Here is an 11,829-nt window from a genome sequence, read left to right as displayed (position 1 = left end):
CGGCCGCTGCGAGGCTGCCGCCGTGAACCTTGACCAGAAACTGATGGACGCCGCCGTCGCGCAGCTCGACCGCCGGTGGCCGGCCGGCCAGCACGGCGGGGCGGCCGCCATGTACCTGGAGGACGGCCGGATCGTCACCAGCGTCGGCTTCGACAACGTCAACGGCGGGGCCAGCCTGTGCGGGGAGACCGGCGCGATCTGCCAGGCCTACACCCTCGGGCTGCGGGTGACCGCCTCCGTCTTCGTGTTCCGGGAGATCGGCGGCGAGCCGTACGTCATGGCACCGTGCGGCATCTGCCAGGAACGGCTCGCGATGTGGGGGCCGGACGTGCAGGTCGCCGTGCCCGACCCGGCCAGCGAGACCGGGTGGGGCGTGCGGACGCTGGCCGAGGTGCACCCCTACTACTGGGCCAAGGTCTTCGCCGGCGGCGAGTGGCCGCCGTCCAGCCTGCACGCCCAGCCGTAGTGTTCTAGAGGCGGGCCGTGTCCTGGTGCGCGAGGAACCAGGCGTAGGTGTCCTTGAGGCCGTCGGCCAGGCCGATCGACGGGGACCAGCCGAGGGAACGCAGCCGGGACACGTCCAGCACCTTGCGGGGGGTGCCGTCCAGCTTCGAGGGGTCGTTGACGAGCTTTCCCTCGTACCCGACGACGTCGGCGATCATGCGGGCCAGCTCGTTGATGCTCAGGTCCTCGCCGCAGCCCACGTTGATCGGCTCGGGGGCGTCGTACCGCTGGAGCAGCGTCAGGCACGCCCGGCCCAGGTCCTCGGCGTGCAGGAACTCGCGCAGCGGCGTCCCCGTGCCGTAGACGGTGAACTCGGGTGCGCCCTCGGCCTTCGCCAGGTGCATCCGGTGCATGATCATCGGGATGACGTGCGCGCCGGGGATGGTGAAGTTGTCGCCCGGCCCGTACAGGTTCGTCGGCATGGCCGAGATGAACGAGCAGCCGTACTGCTGCCGGAGCGCCTTGATCTGCATGACCCCGGTGATCTTCGCGATCGCGTACCCGAAGTTGGACTCCTCCAGCTCCCCGGTCAGCAGCGAGTCCTCGCGGATCGGCTGGGCGGCGAACTTCGGGTAGATGCAGCTGGAGCCGAGGAACAGCGCCCGGGTGACGCCGAAGTCCTTGGCCGCGTCGAGCAGGTTCACCTGGATCCGCAGGTTCTCGGAGAGGAAGTCCGCCGGGGCTGCGTTGTTGCCGAAGATGCCGCCGACCTTGGCCGCCGCGTCGATGACGTAGTCCGGGCGCTCCTGGGCGAAGAAGTCGAAGGTCTGGGCCCGGTCGCGCAGGTCGAGCTCCGCGCTGCGCCGCCCGACCAGGTTGCCGTACCCGGCGGAGGAGAAGGCCCGCCAGATGGCCGAACCGGCCAGGCCTGCGTGCCCGGCGATGTAGATCTTGGCGTCCGCGGGGATCTCGTGCTGGTAGCCGGTGTCCATCAGGCGAGCTTAGCAACGGCGATATGCTCGGGGCTTCATCGTCGTACCCCCCTGGAGGATCGGCCCATGTCGGGACAGAAGACCGCACTGATCACCGGTATCAGCGGACAGGACGGCTCCTACCTGGCTGAGCTGCTGCTCGGCAAGGGCTACGAGGTGCACGGCATCATCCGGCGGTCCTCTTCGATCAACACCTCCCGGCTCGACGACATCTACCAGGACCCGCACGCCTCGCACCGCCGGCTGTTCCTGCACTACGGCGACACCACCGACGCGAGCATGCTGGCCAACATCGTCCGCGAGACCCAGCCGGACGAGGTGTACAACCTCGCGGCGCAGAGCCACGTCAAGGTCAGCTTCGAGATCCCGGACTACACCGGTGACGTGACCGGCCTCGGCACGATCCGGCTGCTGGAGGCGATCAGGGCCGCCGGGATCAGCACCCGGTTCTACCAGGCCTCGACCTCCGAGCTGTACGGCTCGACGCCGCCGCCGCAGAGCGAGACCACGCCGTTCCACCCGCGCAGCCCGTACGGCGTCGCGAAGATCTACTCCTACTGGGCGACGGTGAACTACCGCGAGGCCTACGGCCTGCACGCCTCCAACGGCATCCTTTTCAACCACGAGAGCCCGCGCCGGGGTGAGACCTTCGTGACCCGGAAGATCACGCGGGCGGTGGCCCGGATCGTGGCCGGCCTGCAGGACAAGCTGTACATGGGCAACATCGACGCGGTGCGTGACTGGGGCTACGCCAAGGAGTACGTCGAGGGCATGTGGCTCATGGCCCAGCAGGACGAGCCGGACGACTACGTACTGGCCACCGGTGAGGGTGCCACCGTGCGGCAGTTCCTGGAGGCTTCCTTCAGCCACGTGGGCCTGGAGTGGGAGAAGTACGTCGAGCACGACTCCCGGTACGAGCGGCCGTCCGAGGTGGACGCCCTGATCGGCGACCCGGCGAAGGCGAAGGAGAAGCTCGGCTGGGTGGCGAAGACCCACTGGCGCGACCTGGCCAAGCTGATGGTCGACGCCGACCGCAAGCAGCTGGACGACGAGCTGTCGGGACGCCACGTCCGGGCCGACCGGGGCTGACCCGGCGAGAAGTGAGAAGCCCGCTCCCCGGGTACCGGGGAGCGGGCTTTCGCTTGGGGTTTCTGGGGTTAGCTCTTGGTGTCCTCGGTGGACGGGGACTGGGTGCCGCCTGGGTCCGGTTCGGCTTCCGCGTCCGGGTCGGGGTCCGTCTCCGGAGTGGAATCCGGGGTACCGGTGCCGGGCTCGGGCTCTTCCCAGCCGAGCGGGACCGGGGTGAGCGTGCCGTCGATGGTGACCAGCTTCTCCTGCGGCTTGCCGCGCTTGATCAGGAAGTAGGCGAGGGCGCCGGCGAACACGATGATCGAGGTCCACACGTTGAGCCGGAGGCCGGCGATCTCCTGCGCGGGGTCGGTGCGCATCGCCTCGATCCAGCCACGGCCGGCCGTGTAGCCCATCACGTACAGCGCGAAGCCACGGCCCCAGCCCAGCTTGAACCGCTTCTCCGCCCACAGGACCAGCCCGGCGACGCCGACGTTCCACAGCGCCTCGTAGAGGAACGTGGGGTGGAACAGGCCCTCCAGCTGGATCGGCTTGCCGTCGGGGCCGGCGGCGGCCTTGCCGGCCTGCGCGTCCCACTCGTAGACCTTCAGGCCCCAGGGCAGGGTGGTCGGCCCGCCGTACAGCTCGTTGTTGAACCAGTTGCCGAACCGGCCAACGGCCTGCGCCAGCGGGAGGCCGACGGCGAGCGCGTCGGCGACCATGCGCAGCGGGATGCCGAGCTTGCGGCAGGCGATCCAGGCACCGACCGCGCCGCCGGCCACCGCGCCCCAGATCCCGAGGCCGCCCTCCCAGATGTAGAGGGCCTTGACCGGGTCGCCGTTGGCGCCGAAGTAGGCGTCCGGCGAGGTGAACACGTGGTAAAGCCGGGCGCCGATGATGCCGGCCGGCACGGCCCAGACGGCGATGTCGAGCACCGCGTACTGCGGGCCACCGCGGGCGCGCAGCCGCCGCTCGGTGATCCAGCAGGCCAGCACGATGCCGGCCACGATGCACAGTGCGTACGCCCGGATCGGCACACCCATGAGGTGCCAGACGCCCTGGCTGGGGCTCGGGATGGCAGCGAGATTCACCCGCGCACCTTATCGCGGGCAGGTCAGAGAAGCGATATCGGTCACGTAACCGGCGTGAGCTGGCCCGGGCCGAGATCGCGAGCACATTCGCTTGGGCCGGCCGCCGCCTGCCCCTTACCGTGACTGCGCGCGGAGCACGGGGCCCGCGCGCCACGAACGGGGATCGACAGCATGGCCATGTCCGGGCCGCCGCCAGAGCACCAGCACACCCACTTGTTACCGCCGGAGCGCTGGGAGCACGGTTCGAAGCCGGGTGACCGGACGACCGGGCTGATCGTGCTCGGCGTGCTGGGTGGTTTCCTGTCGTTGTGCCTGGTCGCGGGGGCGGTGTTCCTGCTCCCGAGGATCCAGGGACCCTCGTTCGGCGATGACGGGCGTTTCACGCGCGGGCAGGCTGAGCCGGTGCAGGTCTCGCCGTTCGCCTGGCCGACGCGGGTACCGCGCCCTTCGCCGTCCGTGTCCCCGTCAGCGGGGCCTGAGGCGACGCCGGTACCTGGCAGGACCACGCCTGGGGTGAGCAAGCCTGCCGTGCCGCCCGCGCCGAGCAGGCAGCCGGTGTACGTGCCGAAGACGAAGCAGGCCGTGCCGTTCGGGACCCGGGTGGAGTTCGAGGAGCTCGGGTACCAGGTCCGGGTCAGGGTCGGGCCGCTGAAGACGGGGGTGCCGCCGGCCAGCGAGTACTCGAAGGACGAGAACGGCAGCGGGTTCACGACGGCTGATGTGGAGTTCACCGTGCTCAGCGGGCCCGCGGAGGGGCTGCCGGTCGCCCCGACCTTCTTCTGGCTGATCGACGCGGGCGGCGGGAAGCACAGCGTCAGATTCCCCGGGCTGGTCGGCTCGAAGCAGGGCCTGACGTCCGGCGCCATCAAGCCCGGGGAGACCCGCACCGGGAAGCTCTTCTACGACGTACCGGTGGCCACGGCCACGGGCGCGAAGATCGACTACATGATCAGCGCTGTGTGGCAGTAGGGGTCAGGGGATACGGGCTCAGGACTCGCGGGCGCTGTGGGTGGCTGTGGCCAGCTCGGTGACGAGGGCACGGAGAGCGGCCTCGCCGGCAGGCTGGTCGGCGTCGAGCAGGCAGCGGACCAGCGCACTGCCGACGATCACGCCGTCGGCGTAGGAGGCCACCTCAGCGGCCTGCTCGCCGGTGCTCACGCCGAGGCCGACGCCGATCGGCAGGTCTGTGACCTTCCGGAGGCGTTCGACGAGGGTGGGAGCCGACGTGGAACTCTCGGCCCGCGCGCCCGTCACGCCCATGACCGCTGTGGCGTAGACGAAGCCCCGGCAGTGCTGAGCCGTCCATGCCAGGCGCTCGCCGGTCGAGCTGGGCGCGACGAGGAAGATCCGGTTCAGGTTGTACCGGTCGGAGGCCGCCAGCCACTCGCCGGCCTCCTCCGGGATCAGGTCGGGCGTGATCAGTCCCGAGCCGCCGGCGCTCGCCAGGTCACGGGCGAAGGCGTCGACGCCGTACTGCTCGACGAGGTTCCAGTACAGCATCACGACGGCCGGGGTGCCGGTGGCCGCGACGGCCTCGACGGTGCGGAACACGTCGGCGGCGCGTACCCCGCCGGCCAGGGCGATGTCGCTGGCCCGCTGGATCACGGGGCCGTCCATGACCGGGTCGGAGTACGGGAAGCCGATCTCGATCAGGTCCACGCCGGCGTCCGCCATCGCCAGCATCGCGGAGATGCCACGGTCGACGGTGGGGAAGCCTGCTGGCAGGTACCCGATGAGGCTTTTATTGATCATGGAGAAGTCCGAACCAGTGAGCGGCGGTGGAAACGTCCTTGTCTCCCCGGCCGGAAAGGCAGACGGCGATCCTCGGCGGGCGGCCCAGGGCGGCAGTGAGCTCGGGGACGATCGACAGCGCGCCAGCGACGGCGTGTGAGCTCTCGATGGCGGGAATGATGCCCTCGGTGGCGCAGAGCAGCTTGAACGCCTCCATCGCCGCCGTGTCCGTCACGGGACGGTACTCGGCGCGGCCGGTGTCGCGGAGCCAGGCGTGCTCGGGGCCGACACCGGGATAGTCCAGCCCGGCCGAGATCGAATGCGACTCGATCGTCTGCCCCTCGGCGTCCTGGAGGAGATAGGACCGCGCGCCGTGCAGGACGCCGGGACGGCCGCCGGTCAGCGTCGCCGCGTGGCGCGGCGTGTCCGCGCCGTCGCCGCCGGCCTCGAAGCCGAACAGCCGGACGGTGGGGTCAGGGACGAAGGCGTGGAACATGCCGATCGCGTTGGAACCGCCCCCGACGCAGGCCGCCACGGCGTCGGGCAGGCCGTCGAACTGCTCACGGGTCTCGGCACCGATGACGCGGGCCAGATCGCGGACGAGAGCCGGGAACGGGTGCGGGCCAGCTGCCGTGCCGATCACGTAGTGCGTGCTGTCCACATTGGCCACCCAGTCGCGGAACGCCTCGTTGAGCGCGTCCTTGAGCGTGCGGGAGCCGGTGGTGACCGGGACGACCTTCGCGCCGAGCAGTTCCATCCGGGCGACGTTGAGAGCCTGGCGCTCGGTGTCGACCTCGCCCATGTAGATCACGCACTCGAGGCCGAAGAGCGCGGCGGCCGTGGCCGTGGCGACGCCGTGCTGACCGGCCCCGGTCTCGGCGATCACCCGTTTCTTGCCCATCCGGCGGGTGAGGAGGGCCTGTCCGAGAACGTTGCAGATCTTGTGCGCGCCGGTGTGGTTCAGGTCCTCGCGCTTGAGCCAGATCTCGGCTCCGGCCTGCTCGGACAGCCGCCGGGCGTGATAGAGGCGGCTGGGGCGGCCGGCGTAGTCGCGCAGGAGCCGGTCGTACTCGGCGAGGAAGTCAGGGTCCTTCTTGGCCGCGTGATACGCGACGGTCAGCTCGTCGAGGGCCGCGATGAGGGCCTCAGGGACGAACCGTCCGCCGTACCTGCCGAAATGGCCGCTGGAGTCCGGCAGCGGTGCTTCGAACGCGAACGGGTGCACCGCTGTCACGCCAACCCCATTCCAGACGTCGCGGCCAGTCCAGCATTCCGGCGGCGAACCCGGCCAGCGCGTGCTCGGGGCAGCTCACGCTCGTGCTGCCTCACACTCGTGGCCGGCCGGCCGGGGTCGCGGACGTTTCAGGGCAATTATCGGGCCGGGCGCGGCGTCGCGGGGTGGTTACCGGCGTTCACCAGCTCCGCCACCGCGTCCTTCGGGCTCTTCTGGGTGACCAGGCCCTCGCCGACCAGCACGGCGTCGGCACCAGCCGAGGCGTACCGGATCAGGTCGTGCGGGCCACGCACCCCCGACTCGGCGATCTTGACGACGTTGTTCGGCAGGCCGGGCGCGATCCGCTCGAAGACGGACCGGTCGACCTCCAGCGTCTTCAGGTTGCGCGCGTTGACGCCGATCAGCTTGGCACCGGCCTCGAGGGCGATGTCAGCCTCGTCCTCGTCGTGCACCTCGACCAGCGCCGCCATGCCCAGCGACTCGATCCGCTCGAGCAGCCCGGTCAGCACGTTCTTCTCCAGGGCCGCCACGATCAGCAGAACCAGGTCAGCGCCGTAGGCCCGGGCCTCGTGCACCTGGTAGCTCGACACGACGAAGTCCTTGCGGAGAATCGGTACCTTCACAGCCGCGCGGACCGCCGTCAGGTCGTCCAGGCTGCCGCCGAACCACCTGCCCTCGGTCAGCACGCTGATCACCCGCGCGCCGCCAGCCGCGTACTGCACGGCCAGCTCCGCCGGGTCCGGGATCTCCGCCAGGGCGCCCTTCGACGGCGAAGAGCGCTTCACCTCGGCGATCACCCCGACGCCCGGCGCGCGCAGCGCAGCATAAGCGTCGAGCGGTGGCCTGGCAGCGGCTGCGCGCTCCTTGACCAGCTCTAACGGGACCTGCTGCTGGCGGGCCGCGACATCTTCGCGGACCCCAGCCAAAATTTCGTCCAGCACACTCACCGCGGACTCCCCTCTCCGGGTGCCATGCCTGCGATCGTAGGGCCAGGAACCGAACCAGCGGGACCTGGGGTATGTCCCACCTCACGCTGCGGAATCGTGGATAATGCGTCTTCGCGCGCCCGGGGTGCGGACATTTCCCCACCTAATGGGTATTGGGTCATCGACCGTGATGGGTGCTGGGTCATCGGCTGCCGTCCGGATGATCGGCTGAGGGGTGCTCGGGGTTGTGCGCGGCCGGGTTCTGGCCCGGCCGGGGGTCGTTCCGGTTGTTCTGTGTGGGGTCCTCGCCGCGGTCCAGGGCGTCCCAGAGATCGCCTGGGCGGTCTGGTTTCCGTTCGTACCGTGCGCCCATGACGGGCCACGCCGAGCTTCTCAGGGCCGCCAGGGTACCCGCTGCCGCGACCAGGGCACCGCAGACGGCGTTGGCGGCCGAGAGCGGCAGCTCGCCGTAGTTGCTGCCCGCGACGATCGCCAGGCCGGAGAGCGCGATCAGGACGCCGACAACGCGCCGGGCGATACCCCGGGTCGCGATCAGGGCACCCGCGCCGGCCAGGGCGACCGCGCAGGCGGCCGGCAGCCACGGCATCAGGTCGGCAGCGGAGCGCGTCACCGTCTCGGGCGGCAGGGGGGCCGGGCGGGCGACGGTCTCGGTCATCCACTCCCGGGTGGCGAGGAAGAGCCCCGTACCGGCGGCGGCCACCGCCAGGAGGAGGGCAGTGAGGAGGCCCCGGCGGCCGGTCATGCCCGGTCCTCGCCGCTGGTGGCTGTCAGCGGGGTGTGGAAACACGTGCGGGCGCCGGTGTGGCAGGCCGGGCCGGTCTGGTCGACCTGGAGCAGGAGCGCGTCGCCGTCACAGTCGAGCGCCACGGAGACCACGCGCTGGGCGTGGCCGGAGGTCTCGCCCTTGACCCAGTACTCCTGGCGGCTGCGGGACCAGTACGTGGCCCGGCCGGTCGCGAGGGTACGGCGGACCGCCTCGGCGTCCATCCAGGCCAGCATGAGCACCTCGCCGGTGTCGTGCTGCTGGGCGATGGCAGGGATCAGGCCGGCGGCGTCGAAGACGAGGGCGGAGAGGTCTGGGTGAGCCGGGTGGGCCGGCTGGCCTGCCGAGGTGCCCGAGGGGGTGGAGTGGCCAGGGGGGTTTGAGGGGGGCGGGGAGGGCACAGGGGCGCCCTGGGGGGCTGCGGGGTTGCTGGGCTGGTCCACGTCACCGATTGTTCCTGACATAGCGCCAGGTGCCCCACCGGGTCAGATACGGCCTGGTCCCCCGGGTCGCGCCGAGCCGGTCGAGGAGGTCGGACCCGAGCCTGCCGATCGCCGCCGAGGCTCGCCTGCCGGACAGGACTCCGGTGGCGCGCAGCTCGAACCTGCCGCGCTCGCCAGCGTCGACCAGCAGCCAGCGGCCCAGGCCGAAGGGGTCGGCGAACCGGTCGACGCGGACGATGGCGTGCAGCGGGAGGCGCAGTTCCTCCCAGGGGTGGTCGTCGCGGACCAGGCGGGCCCGGCGGCGGTTACGGGCGCGGATCACCAGGGTCTCCGCGCCGACCGTGACCTCCACATCGGACAGGACAGCCCGGCGGAGCCAGAGGACGGCCACGACGGCCAGGAGCGCGGCTGCCAGCCCGAACAGCTTGTTCTTGGCGAGGAGGCTGGGAACGACGATCATCGCGATCAGGCCCAGGGCGATACCGGTGGACAGGGCACCGGAGAGCGTGGTGGTCCTCATCGTGTACCGGTTGGCGGCCTGGTGCGGCGTGCCGGCCGTCCGGGTGTGGCCCGTGAGGCGGTCGGTGAGCCAGCCGAGCGTGTGCGCGAAGGCATACCCGAGGAAGGCGCCGGCGAGCGTGAGGAGCGCGTGGACGCCGCCCCTGGTGCCCGCCGCGCATAGAGCGGCCAGCAGCGCACCAGCGCCGACGCAGCTCACGGTGCCCGCGAGCCGGTAGAGGACCATGACCCCAGATCGTACTGGCCGCCCCGGCCGCCCGATCCGCCTATAGTGACGGCCATGATTCCCCTCCGGTACCGGCCGGGCTGGCAGGAGCTGCTCGCTGCCGTGGCCGGGTACCTGCTCGTGGTGATCGGTTTGTCGGCCTTGTGGCTGGCGGCTGTGCGGCCCTCGGAGGGCTGGCGGGCGTCGGGCGTGACAGCGGTGGCCGGAGTCCTGCTGGCGGCCGGGTCGATGGCGATCGCTGCCTGGGCGGCACGGAGCGCGGTGGTGACGGACGACGGCGTCCGGGCCGGGCGGAAGTTCATGACCTGGTCCGAAGTGGATGAGGTGGCGCAGGTGCGCTGGCTCGGGGCGTTCCGGGTGGTGGAAGTCCGGGCGGTGGATGGGCGGCGGATGCGGCTGCCTGCGCCTGTCGGGGTGTTTGGCGTGGTGGATGTGGGGGTTTTCCAGAACCTTGCGGCAGGGAGGGACGGGCGCTCCGGAAGGGCCGGGGCGGAGCGTGCGGGTGGCGTTACCCGGCTTGATCTTCAGGTGATGGCCGTTGTGATCGTGGTACTGGCGGTGGTCGGCAGCCAGGCCGCGACCAGCCGGCCGTGGGAGCAGCTGGCAGCGGCATGGCCCCATGCCTGCGACTCGGTGGACGCCGGTCGCCTGCCGCCCGGCGAACGCACCCGGCACCAGTACGGAATCGGGACGACGCAGACCTGGTGCCTGTGGCAGGGCGGGATCCTGCCGGAGGCGTACGCCCTGCACATCAAGATCTACGCGGAGCCCCGGACCCTGCACGGCAGCGGGATCCGCGCGGCCCGGGAACGCATGGTCCAGCCGAGACAGCTCGTCGAGGAACTCCGCTTCGACAGCACGGCCGAGCCCGGCGGGAACGCGCAGGAGGGCCGGCCGGAAGGCTCGGAGGCGCAGCAAGGGCTCACGAAGGTGCCCGGGTTCGGGGAGGAAGCCTGGCAGAGTTCGGGCATCTCGCGGGCCTGGGCGGACAACTACCAGCCCGCGTACGCGTACCTGCTGATCCGGGAACGGAACGTGGTCATCGAGATCAGCTACGAGCGGGCGGGAACGCCGGAGGATGTCGTACGGGACGTGCAGGGGTTCGGGCTGGAGGTGCTGGCGAAGGTCCGGTGAGTGGGTGTGGTGGCTGGGTGCGCGTCGCGGGGACAGTCTTGTGAGGAAAGAGCTTTCTTTGTACTGGAGTCGTGGCTGGGCTGGCCGGGTGCTGTCGTCCGGTGTGGACCGAGGCCGGCGTCAGAACGCGGCGCTGTGGCTGCGGGGTTGATGGTTCTGTGAGAGCGGGGTCCGGCCGCCTGCCGGCGGCTGGTGCCCTGCGGGCCGCCTGCCGGCGGTCCTCCGGGCACTTCCCCCGCCGCCCGCCCCCACCACCACGCCCCGCCCTCCAGCGGTGCTACCGCCCCGCCCGGCCGGCCCTTCCCCACACCAGCCAGCTGATCCGCTCCCCGCTACCAGCGAGCCGATCCCGTCCCCGCACCGGCTAGCTGATCCCACCCCGCAGGACGGCAGCCAGCCCCTTCCGCACGACACGCCACCGGAGCCCTAGCCGGAGCCCGGAGCCCGGAGCCCGGAGCCGCCAGTACGCCTCCCACCCACCCCTCACAGCAGGGCAACCGTCCCAGCCCAGGTCCCGCGGCTGGGGCGGTTGCCCGCAGGGGCTTGGACGGGGCACATGGGGGCCGGGCCACACGGGCCGGTGAGGCCGGGACCGCACGCGGTGAAGCCGGGCCCACCCGGGCCGCTGGGCTCAGCGGCTCAGCTGGCCGGCGGTGGACGCCCCGGGACGGCACTGAGAGGCGCCGGCGCTGGACGCCCAGGCGCCCCTGGGCCGGTTGCCCGGGTTGGACATTCAGCACCCGGGCCGGTGCCGACGGTGGCCGGGATGGCGGGAGCTGGCCGGGCGGGGCGGTAGCACCGCTGGGAGGCCAGCGGGGTGGGCTGGGGGCGGGAGGGCGGGGGAGTGCCCCGAGGACCGCCGGCAGGCGGCCCGCAGGGCACCAGCCGCCGGCAGGCGGCCGGACCCCGCTCTCACAGAACCATCAACCCCGCAGGGGGGGGAGTGCCCCGAGGACCGCCGGCAGGCGGCCCGCAGGGCACCAGCCGCCGGCAGGCGGCCGGACCCCGCTCTCACAGAACCATCAACCCCGCAGCCACAGCGCCGCGTTCTGACGCCGGCCTCGGTCCACACCGGACGACAGCACCCGGCCAGTCCGGCCACGACTCCAGTACACCCAAAGCTCTTGATCTTCACCAAGCCCAGCCCGCTGCCGCTCTCGCCCCGCCTGCCTACCTCGTCTGCTCCAGCCAGGAAGCGAAGAGCTTCGCGTACACGCTGCCCTCTTCCGCGACGAGT

12 protein-coding genes are annotated in these 11,829 nt (G+C 71.4%); 4 read left to right on the top strand and 8 right to left on the bottom strand.

Going from position 1 to position 11,829, the window contains the following annotated elements:
* Window positions 1-22: 22 nt before the first annotated feature.
* Window positions 23-466, top strand: coding sequence for a cytidine deaminase (locus tag A3G1_RS0117730; protein WP_026212244.1), 444 nt, complete (start codon window positions 23-25; stop codon window positions 464-466).
* A 4-nt stretch (window positions 467-470) separates the two neighbouring features.
* Here the strand turns inward: A3G1_RS0117730 and A3G1_RS0117725 are convergent, their stop codons facing one another.
* Window positions 471-1,436, bottom strand: a complete 966-nt coding sequence (locus tag A3G1_RS0117725) for a GDP-L-fucose synthase family protein (RefSeq protein WP_018350816.1) — start codon at window positions 1,434-1,436, stop codon at window positions 471-473.
* Between the two features lie 66 nt (window positions 1,437-1,502).
* Between A3G1_RS0117725 and gmd the strand changes: the two genes are divergently transcribed.
* Window positions 1,503-2,525, top strand: a complete 1,023-nt coding sequence (gene gmd / locus A3G1_RS0117720; RefSeq protein ID WP_018350815.1) for a GDP-mannose 4,6-dehydratase — start codon at window positions 1,503-1,505, stop codon at window positions 2,523-2,525.
* Window positions 2,526-2,593: 68 nt separating this feature from the next.
* On the opposite strand, the gene lgt is transcribed toward gmd, so the two are convergent.
* Window positions 2,594-3,547 carry a prolipoprotein diacylglyceryl transferase gene (gene lgt / locus A3G1_RS35370; RefSeq protein WP_157641240.1) on the bottom strand — a complete coding sequence of 318 codons (954 nt, stop codon included), beginning with the start codon at window positions 3,545-3,547 and terminating at the stop codon, window positions 2,594-2,596.
* A 219-nt stretch (window positions 3,548-3,766) separates the two neighbouring features.
* Between lgt and A3G1_RS0117710 the strand changes: the two genes are divergently transcribed.
* Window positions 3,767-4,564, top strand: coding sequence for a DUF4352 domain-containing protein (locus tag A3G1_RS0117710; protein ID WP_018350813.1), 798 nt, complete (start codon window positions 3,767-3,769; stop codon window positions 4,562-4,564).
* 18 nt (window positions 4,565-4,582) lie between these two features.
* On the opposite strand, the gene trpA is transcribed toward A3G1_RS0117710, so the two are convergent.
* From trpA to A3G1_RS0117680, 6 genes are all read right to left on the bottom strand, one after another.
* A complete protein-coding gene (gene trpA / locus A3G1_RS0117705) occupies window positions 4,583-5,347 on the bottom strand; it encodes a tryptophan synthase subunit alpha (protein WP_018350812.1) in 765 nt (254 codons plus the stop codon).
* A complete protein-coding gene (trpB, locus tag A3G1_RS0117700) occupies window positions 5,337-6,551 on the bottom strand; it encodes a tryptophan synthase subunit beta (RefSeq protein WP_026212241.1) in 1,215 nt (404 codons plus the stop codon). Before trpB ends, trpA begins: the two co-directional genes overlap by 11 nt.
* 146 nt (window positions 6,552-6,697) lie before the next feature.
* Window positions 6,698-7,501 carry an indole-3-glycerol phosphate synthase TrpC gene (gene trpC, locus A3G1_RS0117695; protein WP_026212240.1) on the bottom strand — a complete coding sequence of 268 codons (804 nt, stop codon included), beginning with the start codon at window positions 7,499-7,501 and terminating at the stop codon, window positions 6,698-6,700.
* Window positions 7,502-7,688: 187 nt separating this feature from the next.
* Window positions 7,689-8,249, bottom strand: a complete 561-nt coding sequence (locus A3G1_RS35365) for a Trp biosynthesis-associated membrane protein (protein WP_018350809.1) — start codon at window positions 8,247-8,249, stop codon at window positions 7,689-7,691.
* Window positions 8,246-8,713, bottom strand: a complete 468-nt coding sequence (hisI, locus tag A3G1_RS0117685) for a phosphoribosyl-AMP cyclohydrolase (protein ID WP_018350808.1) — start codon at window positions 8,711-8,713, stop codon at window positions 8,246-8,248. Before hisI ends, A3G1_RS35365 begins: the two co-directional genes overlap by 4 nt.
* Before the next feature lies 1 nt (window position 8,714).
* On the bottom strand, window positions 8,715-9,458 hold the full coding sequence (locus A3G1_RS0117680) for a hypothetical protein (protein WP_018350807.1): 744 nt from the start codon (window positions 9,456-9,458) through the stop codon (window positions 8,715-8,717).
* 54 nt (window positions 9,459-9,512) lie between these two features.
* Here A3G1_RS0117680 and A3G1_RS0117675 point away from each other — a divergent pair, with 54 nt between their 5' ends.
* Entirely contained in the window at window positions 9,513-10,592 is a 1,080-nt protein-coding gene (locus A3G1_RS0117675; RefSeq protein ID WP_018350806.1) for a hypothetical protein, read from the top strand.
* The last annotated feature ends 1,237 nt before the right edge of the window (window positions 10,593-11,829 follow it).

Origin of the sequence: Longispora albida DSM 44784 (genome assembly GCF_000379825.1) — a bacterium.
GTDB lineage: Bacteria > Actinomycetota > Actinomycetes > Mycobacteriales > Micromonosporaceae > Longispora > Longispora albida.
Note: the sequence above shows the minus strand (reverse complement) of the source record. Positions and strands in the feature narration are given on the sequence as shown.